Here is a 14,601-nt window from a genome sequence, read left to right as displayed (position 1 = left end):
AAAGAATTCTTATAATGTTTTGAGTGTAGTTATGTCTGACGAGTTGTTGATTAATGTCACGCCGATGGAATGTCGGGTCGCGTTAATTGAAAACGGCACGGTCAATGAACTGTTTGTCGAGCGTACGGCCAAGCGTGGCCTGGTAGGGAATGTCTATAAAGGAAAAGTGGTGCGGGTCTTACCCGGCATGCAGGCTGCTTTCGTGGATATCGGACTTTCTCGTACTGCGTTTTTACATATCAATGATATGGTCTGGCCCCGCAATCAACCGACGCCGAATGTCTTTGAGTTACTTCAACCGGGACAAGTCCTCACGGTTCAGGTGATGAAAGATATGCTCGGTACCAAAGGCGCACGCCTGTCTACCGATCTGTCGATTCCTTCGCGTTATTTGGTGCTGATGCCATATGGCAATCATATAGGTGTATCACAACGGATTGAATCTGAGGAAGAGCGCAATCGCTTGCGTTCCATCATTGAGCGGATTCAGGCAGAACATAAGCTGCCGGGTTCAGTGATTGTGCGTACTGCGGCAGAAGGGATTGAAGAAGAAGCCATCGCACAGGATATGGCTTATCTGGCCAAGCTTTGGGAATATATCCAGCGCAAGCAGAAGATTATTGCAGTACCATCTTTGATCTTTGAAGAATTGCCTTTGCCGCAACGGGTGATTCGTGATCTGGCCAATGAAGAAACTGCTAAAATTTACGTGGATTCACGTGAAATTCATGCCAAGTTGCAGGAATTTGTCGAAGAATTTGTCCCGAACATGAAAGACCGTTTGCTGCATTATCCGGGCGAGCGGCCAATTTTCGACTTGTATAATGTCGAAGAAGATCTGCAAAAGGCATTGCAAACTCGTGTCGCATTGAAGTCTGGCGGTTATCTGATGATTGACCAGACTGAAGCCATGGCCACAATTGATGTCAATACCGGTTCTTATGTTGGTGGCCGTTCGTTGGAAGATACGGTTTTTAAAACCAATATGGAAGCGACGGATGTTATCGCGCGTCAGTTACGTCTGCGTAATCTCGGCGGCATTATTATCATCGACTTCATCGATATGCAGGAAGCGCAGCATCGTGAAGAAGTGATGAAACAGTTTGAGCGCATGTTAGAACGTGACCACGCCAAGACCAAGATTACTCAGGTATCAGAACTGGGCTTGGTGGAAATGACCCGGAAACGCACCCGTGAGTCGCTGGAACATCTGCTGTGCGAGTCTTGTCCGACCTGTCAAGGACGCGGTTATGTCAAAACAGCCGAGTCAGTATGTTACGAAATATTCAGGGAGATTCTGCGTTATGCTCGTGCTTATGAGTCACAGAGTGGCTTTACTGTCGTTGCGCATCCGGCTGTTATTGATCGATTATTGACGGCAGAAGCGCCTGCAGTCGCTGATCTGGAACATTTCATTAATCGCGTGATTAAGTTCCAGGTGGAAAATCTGTATACGCAAGAGCAATACGATATCATTCTCAGCTGAAATTGTAACAGAATATCGTTAAACACTTGTTACATCTGAAATTTTACAACAGGGCCTTTATTTACAATACTAGATGCATGAATTAGCCAAAGCCGTTTCTTCCAGTTTCAGGCTTAGCAAAAGGAGTGTGTGATGAGTATGAGTAAAGCAGTAATCCATAAAGGCCTAAAACACGTATTAGAACCAAAGACTGTACATGCGGGATATATCGTTGATGAGCGCGGTAATGAAGTTCAAATTACCGCGAGCATGATCCGTAACGTCTGCCATCAATTATTACAACAGTGCCGTACTATTAAAAGCTGATTGCATTTGTGCATTGTTTCTAACTTGTCAAAAATAATTTAAAAAGATTTCAAAAATAAAGAAAAGGGACCAGATCGGTCCCTTTATTCTGTGCTCAAAGACTGGCAAAAATGATCAGCACCTTTGGCAGCCCATCTATCTTATTTATTCATCCGCGGCTAGCTTACCGCCCGTAACTTTGGGACAGGTTCGCCATCTACAATAAGTTCAAAACGTTGAATTTCTTCTTCCAGATGTGTCAGCAAGTTCTGCATTTTCGGCAGGGCATTACGACATGCAGTTAAGCCGACTTCCAGTTTGTCTAGATAGCTGGTCATGGTGATATTCAAGGCCTGACCATCCAGTACGATAGAAGCCGGATAAAGTGCTTCAAGACGTGCACCATTCCAGTAAAGGGGCTCTTGTGGTCCAGGTACATTGGAAATAATGACGTTAAACGCCTGACGTGTCGGCATTAAACCGGAGGCAATATTCAGACCTGCTGCACCGTAGACAAAGGCACTATAGTTCAAAATCTGGTTGGCATTCATACGTTTGAAGCGTTCTTTGGCACTCAGTACACTACGGCGTACGATCTTGAGACGTTCCAGCGGATCTTCTTTATGCGTACCCAGATTGGCCAGAATCATGGTAATACGGTTGGATATATCTGAATCGTCACTGCGAACAGAAGCTGGAACCATAGCAATTAACGGTTTTTTCGGTAAGGCATTTTGCGATAATAAATATTCACGTAATGCACCTGAACAAATGGCCAGGACGATATCATTAATGGTCACGCCCAATGCCTTAGAAATATGACGTAAACGTGAAAATTCGAAAGACTGGGCTGCAAAGCGACGTGAAGCACTGACGCGTTGATTCAGAATACTGCTTGGCGCCTGAAAGCTGGATACATAATCCGGATTGCGTCCCATATCTTTCATGACGGTTTGCGACAGTTCATAAGCAACTCGTGGCGCACATTCCAGTTGCCCCTTAATGGTCTGCAGGACATTTTTAAACCTGTTCACTTTAGGTGCTTTCAGGCGTTTAGCACGTGGCCCTTCTACACACCACGGCGGTACAATACTCTTGGCATGGGGGTCAAATGAAAGTGATTTTTCTACCAGACGCATGCCGGCAATCCCATCTACCATGGCATGGTGAATTTTGAAATACATGGCAAAACGGTTACCTTCAATACCTTCAATAATATGACAGGTCCATAAAGGTTTGGCACGATCAATCAGGGCACTATGTTCTTGAGAAATATAGGTCAGCAATTCACGGATACGGCCCGGTTTTGGCAGGGCGATATGACGAAAATGATGATCTAAATCAAATTCTTGGTCTTCATCCCAAAACAGGCCGTTTAAATAATTGTTAAAAGGTGGGATTGGAGAGCATTTCGAATTTTGGATATCCGTGACTAGATCCTGAATAAAGGAAGCTGGCGCATTGTCGGGAATTTGGAATAAAAATAGTCCACCTACATGCATAGGCTGCTGCCGTTTCTCTAAAGTTAAGAAAATAAAATCAATTGGATGTAATGGACGCATAGCGTGGATTGCCTCACTGCATTCTCTATGGCTTTTTTGCTAAAAGGCCTTGTTAGAATTATTACTTTAGTTTTTAAAGTATATCTTTTTTAGCATATAAATGAACTGCTTTATCTTGCCTCAACTGTGAAAAAGTGGCTATTGACAAGAACAAAATATCTTCCTAAGTTTATGAAATGTGAAAATTTTAGTTTTAAAATAGATTTCTAAAAATAGTATTTTCTAGGCGAAGTGGAGTGTAACTTAATAATTATGTGTTATTAGAAGAATAGCATTGTGTTCAATTTCACATTTTATGCAAATAAATCAATGAGCTAAAATTTTATCAATTCTTTAATTAAAATAATATTATCCCGATAAAAGGTAATTTCTATCTTGTCACTAAATGTAAAATTATCAATTAAAAAAGACTATCTTTATTAAAAAAATAGCCTTTCAATCAATAGGAGCGATAAAACTTAACTTTATTTTTTTAGATTGCCAGCATGTAAGCCACATTCTTTATGGGTGGCTTCTTCCCACCACCAGCGGCCTTCGCGTTCATGCTGATTTGGCAGCACAGGGCGAGTACAAGGTTCACAGCCGATAGAAACAAAACCTTTCTCATGCAGGGCATTATAAGGGACTTCCATCATACGGATATAACTCCAGACATCTGCACTGGACCAGTTGGCTAGAGGATTGTACTTAATCAACTGCTTTCCAGGACCGGAGAAACCTGGATCTGCCTGAACCACAGGAATTTCATTACGGGTACCCGGGCTTTGGTCTTTACGCTGACCGGTAATCCAGCCATCCAGCGTGGCCAGTTTTTTACGCAGTGGTTGAACCTTGCGTATACCGCAACATTCTTGATGGCCATCTTCAAAGAAACTGAATAAACCTTTTGTCGTCACTAGATTTTGCACGTCTGCAGTTTCGGGGAAGCAGATTTCAATCTCGATATTATAATGCTTACGCACCCGCTCAATAAACTGATAGGTCTCTGCATGTAAACGTCCAGTATCCAGACTGAATACCCGGAATGGTTTACCCAGATGAGAGGCCATATCAATCAATACAACATCTTCGGCCCCAGAAAATGAAATCGCAATTTCACCTTGCTGGCTCAGTGCAAGTGCCAAGATTTCATTAGGCGATTTATCTGCATATTCAGATGCAAGTGCATCAATACGATCAATAGTAGGAATGATGGTCATGAGAGTCCTGGCGATATAGGCTTGGAAAGGACATGGCCTATATTAATTAATTTCACATCTATTTTAATAGAATTGATTTAGTTGACTTATCACTAAAAAATAAATACTTATGAAAAAAATAGATTTAAAAAAGTACAGTGCAAAATCTATTTCTTCAGCTATGATAGTGCAAAATTTTTTCAATACAACTCAGAGGGAATGTTCATGGAAGTCGTATGTCTAGATTTAGAAGGCGTGTTGGTTCCAGAAATCTGGATTAACTTTGCCAAAAAAACCGGGATTAAAGAGCTTGAAGCGACGACTCGTGACATTCCTGACTATGATGTACTGATGACCCAACGTCTGAATATTTTAAAACAGCACGGTTTAGGCTTGAACGATATTCAGGAAGTGATTGCAGAAATGGGGCCGTTCCCAGGAGCAAAAGAATTTGTGAAATGGGTGAGTACGCATTTTCAATTAATTATTCTTTCAGATACTTTCTATGAATTTGCACATCCATTGATGAAGCAACTGGATTGGCCGACGATTTTCTGTCATAAACTGGAAACAGATGAAGCAGGCATGATCTCGGCTTATAAACTTCGTCAGCCGGACCAAAAACGTCAAGCCGTAAAAGCATTACATGGCTTGAACTTCCGTGTGATTGCAGCAGGAGATTCTTATAATGATACCACGATGCTAGGTGAAGCAGATCATGGTTTCCTATTTGATGCGCCTGAAAATGTGATTGCTGAATTCCCGCAATTCCCGCCAATTCGTGGTTATGATGCGTTAAAAGAAGCGATTCGTAATGCTTCAGTACGTGATATTCCAGCTTAATATTTAAGTGTATGTAATAAAAGAAAGGGCGCTTATAGCGCCCTTTCTTGTTGAATACTAATTTTTTAACGCAATTAGAAACGGTAACCGATTTTCATACCATAGCCGATTGCATGGTTGTCTTCAAAGCTACCTTTTACTTCACCACCTGTTTGTGCTTGTGCATCTCCTAGCCAGAAGTATTTAACCCCAGCCTGGATAAAATAGTTTTCTGCAGGGCTGTATTGGCCGCCTAGACCGACACTCCAATAACCTTCAGTTGGACCCAAGGTGGTTACCGGGTTTCCTGCGCCAGAGTCATAACCTACAGCAGCAGAGCCTGACCATTTAACGTTAAATTTATGACCTAAACCCACATTTGCAGACCATTGATCATCTGAATAATCGACAAGATTCTGCTGTTTTCCGGTGAGTGCGCCAGTTAGCTGAGATAAATAAGCAGGTTTTACTGCAAACTGATCCCAATGTACCCAGCGAATATTAGCAAAGGCTAAGGTATTTTTTGCAATGCCTGACTGTAAGTCAATGTTGACTGATTGTGGTGTAGTAATTTCCGCTTTATGGTAAGTTGGAATTACTGGTTTACCTAATAATGTGCCAGTTAATCCAGGAATATATAAAGCCCCATCTGTACCAAAACCGAAGGTTTCTGTGGTATCTAATTCATGTTTAATTTCAGAGCGATAAGTCACAGCAGCTTTTAAGGCAATTTCAGGAATAGAATATGCAAAACCAGCTAACCAACCGTAAGCTTCACTTTCTTTAAGGTCAATATCATAACCGCCAAGAACTTGCGGGCCTCTATAAGCTGTACCACGTAGGGAGACTTTCGCCTTTACGCTTTGATAGACAGGTCCGGCATAAACATTCCAGTTCTCATTTGGCTGATACCCTATAAGTGCTGTAATGCTATTGGTTTTTACTTCAACAGAAGTGCCTTCCAATACACCAGTATTGGTATTTACTGTAGCAAAAGCATTAGATTCAGGCGCATATTGAGAGTCAGCTCCAAATGGCTGGTCATAAAGTAAACCCAGAGATATTTTATCAGTTGCCTGAATTTTTATAGCAGCAGTAGGGAAGTAGTAATCTTCAGCCATATCGCTGACTTTATTGCCGGCATTGTCTTTACCTTGAACTTCTGGATCTAAAACAGAAATACCTGCTTCCGCATAGTTACCCGGCTGTAAAAAAGCAGAAATAGATTGACCAGAACGGTCTAAGCCAGCTGCTTGAACTGCAGAAAGAGGTAAAGTGCTAAGTACAATAGCAGAATAAATTTTATTGAGCTTCATGGTACGTTCCCTGATGCCATCTGTAACAAAAATGTGCAGGAAAAGTAACATAATTTTAAAAAGAGTAAATACTCAGCTCTGTTGAAGAAATGAACTAAGGCGGTTAAGGAAAGGGCTTGATTAGAGTTTTTATACTAATTTTATTGGTATAAATATATGAAAAATATCAGATTAAATTAACTTTAAATAATGTGAAAGGATTGAAGTTCTATTAATTTTAATTGGTGCTAAAATAATCGAATGATATGCAAGTGTATAAAATTAGAGTTAAAAAATAAAAACCACTCGAAAGTGGTTTTTATTTAATCAGAGCTTAGAAGCGATAGCCGATTTTCAGACCATATGCCCATGCATCGTTATCTTCAAATTCAGCAACATACTCAGGACCACCAGCTTGTGCACCAGTTTGTGCTTTTGCATCACCTAACATGAAGTATTTTACACCACCAGCAATGAAAGTGGCTGGGGTTGGGCTGTATTGAAGACCTAGGCCAACATTCCAGTAACCTTCAGTTGGACCAAGTGTAGATACAGGGTTGCCTGCACCAGAATCCCAACCTACTGATACGTTACCAGCCCATAGGTCATTAAATTTACGGCCTACACCTACAGTTGCTGAAATTTGGTCATCTTCATATTCAACCAGATTAAAGCCATTTGGACGACCTATTAGAGGGCCTACAGCTTCACTTACATTGCCAAATTGGTAAGGACGAATAGAAAAGTTTGACCAGTCTACCCAGCGTACATTAGCGAAAGCTACAGTATTTGCCATTACACCTGTTTGGAAATCCAAGTTTACAGATTGAGGTGTAGTAATTTTGGTTTTTCCAGAATCATCTAGAGTAGCAAGCTGAGCAGGAGAAACACCTAGACCACCTAATACAGTTGTTAGTAAAGGGAAGTTTAAAAGTGATAAGTCTTCAGAAGCTGAAATATCATGGTCAATTTCTGAACGATAAGTTACAGAAGCTTTTAAAGCAATATCTGGGATTTGGAAGGCTAAACCTGCTAACCAGCCTGTACCACTTGTTTCTTTAAATGTCGCATCATAACCATTGAAAAGGCTATATGCTTGACCGCGTAAGCTTAGATTCCCTTTAACGGTTTGATAGACACCACCACCATAGATATTCCAGTTTTCAGTCGGTTGGTAACCAAAAACTAAAGATAGGTTTTGAGTATCTACTTCAACTTTAGTATTGCCTTCGCCTAAGAAATTATTACCTGCAGCAAGTGCTCCAGTTAACTGTTGAAAAGCTGGACTACTTCTAACTTGTGCTTCAGCACCTGCTAGCGTTTGTTCATTTACTGGTGCTCCTAGGGCTTCAAGAGCTGCAACTGCTCTAGCGCGTACAATATTGTTTATTGCACCAGTTGATAAGATAGTGTCTGTACCTGGGTTTGAAGTAAAGACATTAGTGCCTTGGTATTCAGCATCAGCACCATATGGTTGATCATATAAAATACCAACTGAGAATTTTTCAGTAGGTTGAAACTTTAATGCTGCACTTGGGAAATAGTAATCACCAGCCATATCATCAATATTACGGCGTGTTTCACTTGTACCAGCTTCTTTACCAGATACATCTGGGTCTAGGACAGAAATACCTGCTTCAAAATAATTACCTGGTTGCAGGAAGGCCGCCATTGATTGGCCTGAACGATCTAGAGCTGCTGCAAAAGCACCCGTCATTGGTACAGTTGCAAGAATCATTGCAGTAGTTAATGTTTTTAATTTCATTTACGTCTTTCCTTGAGGTACAAATTTATATCTAGCGTTGTTGTTTGCACTTATTAAATTCTTGGAGATTTCGGGTATTTATCCGCAATCATTTGTTACTCCATGTGACAAAAATAGCACAATTAAAATAAGAGTAAATGCTCTAGAAAAAACTAATTAGTCTAAAAAAGCATCAAAATAGAGTTTTTACACCAAAAAATAGCCTCATTTTGAAATAAGTATTTGAAAGTAAAAGAAATAAAATAATGAAGAAAAAATGATTTTTTGTATAAAAAATATTCTAAAAATATGAAGATTAACGCTAATTTTTTGAAGTATAGATCACATTTTGAAAGGATGGTGCGCCCTGCGGGACTCGAACCCACGTCGGTCGCTTAGGAGGCAACTGCTCTATCCAGTTAAGCTAAGGGCGCGAAAAGAAGGCTATTGTACTGTAAAAAATACAAAAAAAAGTTATTGCCGAAGCAATAACTTTTAAGGACTCATAGCTACAGGAGTTGTCTAGGTATTTTTAGGCTTAAGTAACTTAAACAGACCCAACATAATCACAATCCAGACTGGAATCATATAGACCGATTCCTGGAAACCTTGTGTCCACATGATATAAAGAATAGTTGCGATAAAGCCCAGTACCAAGATGTTGCTTGCAGGTGACCACAGAGCAGGGAACGATGTTTTCTGTCCGAGCTTTTTCATGCTCTGAATAAACTTCAAATGAGTTAGGGTGATCATAGCCCAGTTCAAGACCAATGCACCGACTACGATGTAAATCAGATGACTTAAAGCATCTTCAGGCACGAAGTAGTTGAGTAGTACACAGCCGAAAATCAGCACGGCAGAGAACAATACAGCAGGAATTGGCGTACCTTGCTTATTCACTTTCATGAAGACTTTCGGGGCATTTCCTTGCTGCGCTAAACCATACAGCATGCGGCTATTGGCATACATCCCGCTGTTATAGACAGACAAGGCAGCTGTTAAGATAATAAAGTTCAGTAAGTGTGCTGCCCAGCCAATACCCAATTGACTGAAAATCATCACAAACGGACTTTTATCCAGACCGCCGAGTTCCAGCTGATTCCAAGGCACCAGCGATAACAGAATCGTCAATGCACCAACATAGAAAATCAGGATACGGAACACCACCTGATTAATCGCTTTCGGAATGGTTTTTTCTGGATTTTCAGCTTCTGCCGCAGCCATGCCGATCAGTTCAATACCACCGAAGGCGAACATCAGGAAGGCCAGCATGAAGAACAGGCCTTCAAAGCCATTCGGGAAGAAGCCACCCGCAGTCCATAAATTACTGAACGATGCAGTTGATGAAGCATCTGCGGTTAAGATCAGATATAGCCCGAACACAATCATCGAGATGACCGCAGTCACTTTAATGATCGAGAGCCAGAATTCCGATTCACCGTAGAATTTCACATTGCCGAGGTTGACCAGCGTAATCAAGATAAAGAAAAACAGTACCGATGCCCAGGCTGGAATATGCGGCCACCAGTAGTTGATATATTTCGCAACAGCGGTGAGTTCGGTCATGGCCACCAGGATATACAGAATCCAGTAGTTCCAACCTGCAAGGAAACCGGGGAATTTGCCCCAGTATTTATAAGCAAAATGGCTGAATGAACCTGCGACCGGTTCATGAACAATCATCTCACCCAATTGACGCATGATTAAAAATGCAATCAAGCCACCAATGGCATAGCCCAAAATAATAGAAGGACCCGCAGATTGGATCACCTGTGCGGAACCTAAGAATAAGCCTGTGCCAATTGCACCGCCCATGGCGATCAACTGAATATGACGGTTCTTTAAGCCACGCTGAAGTTGTGAAGACTCGTTATTCAAAGTGTTCAGCCCGACAATGGAAAATGATAAGTGGCTGATTGTAATTGATCAGACTAAAGAAGCCTAGTCCATCCTAAGAATGAAATATTGTTGGAGGAGTAATAAAAAATATTCATATAAATAACTGAAATAAAATATAAATGAATCAATATATTAATTTTATTGAAACTGTTACTGATGAGTTCTCTTTTTTCTTGGATAAAATACAAATGCCGTTTTTTTATACTAAGGTCTGGCAGTCAAGCAGTTCTGCTTTCAACATACTATACTTTGAATATAAATATTGAATAACCCGTACGAAAACAAAGACAAGTCAAAGGATGAAATAATTCATGAGTTTTGCCGCCCAAATCAAGATTCCTGCAACCTATATGCGTGGAGGCACCAGTAAAGGTGTTTTCTTTAAGCTGGATAACCTGCCTGTAGAAGCACAACAGCCGGGCCGGATTCGTGATCAGCTTTTGCTGCGCGTGATTGGTAGCCCCGATCCATACGGGAAACAGATCGACGGTATGGGTGGTGCCAGTTCCAGTACCAGTAAAACGGTGATCCTGTCAAAAAGCCAACACGCTGATCATGATGTCGATTATTTATTTGGTCAGGTGTCAATTGACCGTCCTTTTGTGGACTGGAGTGGCAACTGTGGCAATCTGACCGCGGCAGTAGGTGCATTTGCCATTTCCAATGGTCTGGTCGATGCCGAACGTATTCCTGAAAATGGGCTGTGCACGGTACGTATCTGGCAGGCCAATATTCAGAAAACCATTATTGCACATGTGCCGATACAGAATGGACAGGTGCAGGAGTTGGGTGATTTCGAACTGGATGGCGTAACCTTTCCTGCTGCCGAAGTGCAGATCGAGTTTCTGGATCCAGCCGATGACGATGCTGAAGGCGGTTCAATGTTTCCAACAGGTAATCTGGTCGATACTTTGGAAGTTCCCAATATTGGCAGTTTCGAAGTGACCATGATTAATGCCGGCATTCCGACGGTATTTTTGAATGCTGGAGATCTCGGTTATAAGGGTACCGAGCTTCAGGATCATATCAATAATGACGTGGCAGCCCTGACAAAATTTGAGACAATTCGTGCCTATGCAGCGAAGCAGATGGGACTGATTCAGGATATTGCCGAAGCCGTAACCCGACAACATACTCCAAAAATTGCCTTTGTTGCACCACCGAGTAGCTATACCTCTTCAAGTGGCAAAACTGTCACTGAATCAGACACCGATATTCTGGTTCGTGCCTTGTCTATGGGTAAACTCCATCATGCCATGATGGGTACGGCTGCGGTGGCCATTGGTACGGCAGCTGCTATTCCCGGAACATTGGTGAACCGGGTCGCAGGTGGAGTAGAGCGTGAAGCAGTGCGTTTCGGTCATCCTTCCGGGACGTTGAGAGTGGGTGCACAAGCAAGTTTTGAAAATGGTGAGTGGAAAGTGAAGAAAGCGATTATGAGCCGTAGTGCCCGTGTCTTGATGGAAGGCTGGGTGCGCGTACCAGAAGATGTTCTCGTTTAAATGCTGTGCATACATTTAGCCTGAATAAAACCACCGGTTCTGCGGTGGTTTTTTATTGTTTAAAATCTCTGACTTGCTTATTTGATGTTGAATAGCGAATTTCAGCAGAACAATACGATTTATGGCTGAAAATTCAAGGCATTTCTAGGTACAATGCCTGATCAGCGTACAGGCATTTATTCGCTTGTCATTTTATTTTTCTGGACTACGTATTCGAGGCGAATGTGTCATCTATTACTGACGTATCAACCCATGCACTCACTCAAGCACAACACCGCATTCAACAGGATTTATTGACCGCTCTGGAAGCCTTTGCCATTCCGGAACCGTTAAGGTCGGCAGTCCATCATGCTGTGATGCTTGGCGGTAAACGAGTACGTCCAGCGCTATGCTATGCCACCGCCGCATTAAAGCCGAACCAGAATAGCGCTGCAGTGCGCCGTGCAGCGGTTGCGATCGAGTTTATTCACTGCTATTCACTGGCCCATGATGATCTACCATGTATGGACAATGATTTGCTGCGCCGTGGCCAACCGACCTGTCATGTGGCTTATGGGGAAGATACAGCATTGTTGGCAGGTGATATCCTGCAGTCTATGGCTTTTGAAATTTTGGGTAGCCGTCTGTTTGATCAGGGGCCAGCGGTAGAAGCTTCCATTGTACTGAAGCAGATGCAGATTCTGGCAACCGCTTCTTCGAAAATGGTGAATGGTCAGGTTTTAGATTTGCAGTCTGAAGGCAAAAAAATCGATCAGCAAGCACTGGAAAATATTCATCGCAATAAAACCGGTGCTTTGATTAGCGCCGCGATCATGATGGCGGCGGTGACAATCTTTGAAGGCACCGATCTGGCCATTCCTAAATTACGTGAGTTTGGACAGGCGATTGGTCTGGCTTTCCAGGTACAGGACGATATTCTGGATATTATTTCCGATACCGAAGTCTTGGGGAAAACCGCAGGTAAAGATGAACAGGTAGAAAAATCGACTTATCCGGCATTGATGGGTCTAGAGCAGGCCAAAGCCTATGCCCAGCAATTACATGATCAGGCGATCAATGCCTTGAACCATTTTGAAGGTCAGGCGGAAGAGTTGATGCAAATTACCCAGTTCCTGCTCACGCGCAAAAGCTGATTGAAAAATTATTTTTCTAAAAAATTTTAAAGGAACCGCATAAAAAAAGAGGACTTGAAGTCCTCTTTTTAGTTGATACAGAATTATTTACTTTCGTTATACAGGCGTTCAGCTTCTTCAAAACGGTCAGTAATTTCTGCTGTTGGTGCTTTACCCATCAGACTCACCACCACAATCGCCAGCATTGAACAGATAAAGCCAGGAACGATTTCATACAGACCAGTGTCAGCAAACAGGTTCTTCCAGAAAATAACCACGACTGCACCAACGATCATACCCGCCAAGGCACCATTCAAGGTCATACGTTTCCAGAACAATGACAGGATAATCAATGGACCAAAAGCGGCACCAAAACCTGCCCATGCATAAGCCACCAGACCCAGCACTTTAGATTCAGGATTACCCGCCATCCAGATCGCCAGCAAGGCAATCAGCAGTACCATCAAACGTCCAACCCAGACCAGTTCTTTTTGCGAGGCATTTTTACGCAGGAAAGATTTATAGAAGTCTTCTGTCAAAGTGCTTGAACAGACCAAGAGCTGACAGCTTAAAGTACTCATTACTGCCGCCAGAATCGCCGCCAGAACTACACCTGCAATCCATGGGTTAAACAGGATTTTGGTCAGTTCCATAAATACGGTTTCAGGATTGGCATTCACCACGCTTGCCAGTTCTGGATGCTGCTCGAAATAAGCAATACCGAAGAAGCCGGCTGCGACTGCACCGCCCAGACACAGAATCATCCAGGTCATGCCAATACGACGTGCATTTGGAATGGATTTGACTGAATCTGCAGCCATGAAGCGCACCAGAATATGCGGCTGGCCAAAGTAACCCAAACCCCAGGCAAGCAGGGAAATAATTGCAACAAAGCTCAGATTACCCAGAATATTCATTGCTTGAGGACGAGCAGCTTCCAGTGCCAAAGTCACCTGGGACATATCCGAGAACGCCATCAACGTCACGATTGGCGTCAGCAACAGGGCAAAGATCATCAGACCGGCCTGAATGGTATCGGTCCAGCTCACAGCCAGGAAGCCACCAATAAACACATAGCTGATGGTGGCAATGGCACTGATCCAGAGCGCAGTGCTGTAAGACATGTCAAACATGCTTTCGAACAGACGCGCACCTGCAACCATGCCGGAAGCACAGTAAATCGCAAAGAAAATCAGAATCACGAAAGCCGAAACAATACGCAGGATTTTTTTCTGGTCGTTAAAACGATTCGAGAAATAATCCGGCAGGGTCAGGGCATTGTGCTGGACTTCGGTATGCACCCGCAGACGACCAGCGACCAGTAGCCAATTGAGCCAGGCACCAATGATCAGACCGATGGCAATCCACATCTCAGACAGACCAGAAAGATAAATCGCACCGGGCAGACCCATCAGTAGCCAGCCACTCATGTCGGAAGCCCCTGCAGAAAGTGCAGTTACGAAACTCCCTAAACGTCGGCCCCCTAAGATGTAATCGGAAAAGTTGCTTGTCGCGCGATAAGCCATTAGGCCGATCACCACCATTGCGACAATATAGAAAAGAAAAGTAATTAAGGTTGGATTTAGGGAGCTCATACGGTATCCATTTTTAAGTTGGACAGTAGATCGAAACAAGGAATAAGATAGCTGCGAAAAGCTTTAATCCGAAAGCCAGGCAACATCAAATCCAGTAGATTTCAAAAATAAACGCGAAATT

11 protein-coding genes and 1 tRNA gene are annotated in these 14,601 nt (G+C 42.7%); 5 read left to right on the top strand and 7 right to left on the bottom strand.

All coding sequences use genetic code 11. The annotated features are described in order from the left end of the window. The first annotated feature begins 31 nt into the window (after window positions 1–31). Together rng and PYW33_RS11390 are read left to right on the top strand one after the other, a co-directional pair. On the top strand, window positions 32–1,486 hold the full coding sequence (rng, locus tag PYW33_RS11395) for a ribonuclease G (protein WP_004646221.1): 1,455 nt from the start codon (window positions 32–34) through the stop codon (window positions 1,484–1,486). A 132-nt stretch (window positions 1,487–1,618) separates the two neighbouring features. Continuing rightward, window positions 1,619–1,792: a PA1571 family protein gene (locus PYW33_RS11390; RefSeq protein WP_004646222.1), complete on the top strand. Its 174-nt coding sequence runs from the start codon at window positions 1,619–1,621 to the stop codon at window positions 1,790–1,792. A 158-nt stretch (window positions 1,793–1,950) separates the two neighbouring features. On the opposite strand, the gene PYW33_RS11385 is transcribed toward PYW33_RS11390, so the two are convergent. After that, window positions 1,951–3,333 (bottom strand): WS/DGAT/MGAT family O-acyltransferase, encoded by a 1,383-nt coding sequence (locus PYW33_RS11385; protein WP_004646223.1) that lies wholly within the window; start codon window positions 3,331–3,333, stop codon window positions 1,951–1,953. Between the two features lie 464 nt (window positions 3,334–3,797). Then, window positions 3,798–4,532: a phosphoadenylyl-sulfate reductase gene (locus PYW33_RS11380; RefSeq protein WP_004646224.1), complete on the bottom strand. Its 735-nt coding sequence runs from the start codon at window positions 4,530–4,532 to the stop codon at window positions 3,798–3,800. A 204-nt stretch (window positions 4,533–4,736) separates the two neighbouring features. Between PYW33_RS11380 and thrH the strand changes: the two genes are divergently transcribed. Continuing rightward, complete coding sequence (thrH, locus tag PYW33_RS11375; protein ID WP_004646225.1) at window positions 4,737–5,354, top strand: bifunctional phosphoserine phosphatase/homoserine phosphotransferase ThrH; 618 nt, start codon at window positions 4,737–4,739, stop codon at window positions 5,352–5,354. A 74-nt stretch (window positions 5,355–5,428) separates the two neighbouring features. Here thrH and PYW33_RS11370 read toward each other — a convergent pair whose 3' ends face one another. From PYW33_RS11370 to PYW33_RS11355, 4 genes are all read right to left on the bottom strand, one after another. Continuing rightward, on the bottom strand, window positions 5,429–6,649 hold the full coding sequence (locus PYW33_RS11370) for an OmpP1/FadL family transporter (RefSeq protein WP_004646226.1): 1,221 nt from the start codon (window positions 6,647–6,649) through the stop codon (window positions 5,429–5,431). Window positions 6,650–6,962: 313 nt separating this feature from the next. Beyond that, window positions 6,963–8,393 (bottom strand): outer membrane protein transport protein, encoded by a 1,431-nt coding sequence (locus tag PYW33_RS11365; RefSeq protein ID WP_004646227.1) that lies wholly within the window; start codon window positions 8,391–8,393, stop codon window positions 6,963–6,965. 337 nt (window positions 8,394–8,730) lie between these two features. Continuing rightward, a tRNA-Arg gene (locus tag PYW33_RS11360) sits at window positions 8,731–8,806 on the bottom strand. 88 nt (window positions 8,807–8,894) lie between these two features. Then, entirely contained in the window at window positions 8,895–10,250 is a 1,356-nt protein-coding gene (locus tag PYW33_RS11355; protein ID WP_016806906.1) for an amino acid permease, read from the bottom strand. Window positions 10,251–10,582: 332 nt separating this feature from the next. Here PYW33_RS11355 and prpF point away from each other — a divergent pair, with 332 nt between their 5' ends. Further along, entirely contained in the window at window positions 10,583–11,773 is a 1,191-nt protein-coding gene (gene prpF / locus PYW33_RS11350) for a 2-methylaconitate cis-trans isomerase PrpF (RefSeq protein ID WP_004646230.1), read from the top strand. A gap of 224 nt (window positions 11,774–11,997) precedes the next feature. Further along, window positions 11,998–12,906, top strand: a complete 909-nt coding sequence (locus tag PYW33_RS11345) for a polyprenyl synthetase family protein (RefSeq protein WP_004646232.1) — start codon at window positions 11,998–12,000, stop codon at window positions 12,904–12,906. Window positions 12,907–12,989: 83 nt separating this feature from the next. Here the strand turns inward: PYW33_RS11345 and putP are convergent, their stop codons facing one another. After that, on the bottom strand, window positions 12,990–14,480 hold the full coding sequence (gene putP, locus PYW33_RS11340; protein ID WP_004646233.1) for a sodium/proline symporter PutP: 1,491 nt from the start codon (window positions 14,478–14,480) through the stop codon (window positions 12,990–12,992). Window positions 14,481–14,601: the final 121 nt, after the last annotated feature.

Origin of the sequence: Acinetobacter lwoffii (assembly GCF_029024105.1) — a bacterium.
Classification (GTDB): Bacteria; Pseudomonadota; Gammaproteobacteria; order Pseudomonadales; family Moraxellaceae; genus Acinetobacter; species Acinetobacter lwoffii.
Note: the sequence above shows the minus strand (reverse complement) of the source record. Positions and strands in the feature narration are given on the sequence as shown.

Coding starts and splice junctions, on each gene's coding strand:
- rng (WP_004646221.1), top strand. CDS start 32: ATGTCTGACGAGTTGTTGATTAATGTCACGCCGATGGAATGTCGGGTC.
- PYW33_RS11390 (WP_004646222.1), top strand. CDS start 1,619: ATGAGTATGAGTAAAGCAGTAATCCATAAAGGCCTAAAACACGTATTA.
- PYW33_RS11385 (WP_004646223.1), bottom strand. CDS start 3,333: ATGCGTCCATTACATCCAATTGATTTTATTTTCTTAACTTTAGAGAAA.
- PYW33_RS11380 (WP_004646224.1), bottom strand. CDS start 4,532: ATGACCATCATTCCTACTATTGATCGTATTGATGCACTTGCATCTGAA.
- thrH (WP_004646225.1), top strand. CDS start 4,737: ATGGAAGTCGTATGTCTAGATTTAGAAGGCGTGTTGGTTCCAGAAATC.
- PYW33_RS11370 (WP_004646226.1), bottom strand. CDS start 6,649: ATGAAGCTCAATAAAATTTATTCTGCTATTGTACTTAGCACTTTACCT.
- PYW33_RS11365 (WP_004646227.1), bottom strand. CDS start 8,393: ATGAAATTAAAAACATTAACTACTGCAATGATTCTTGCAACTGTACCA.
- prpF (WP_004646230.1), top strand. CDS start 10,583: ATGAGTTTTGCCGCCCAAATCAAGATTCCTGCAACCTATATGCGTGGA.
- putP (WP_004646233.1), bottom strand. CDS start 14,480: ATGAGCTCCCTAAATCCAACCTTAATTACTTTTCTTTTCTATATTGTC.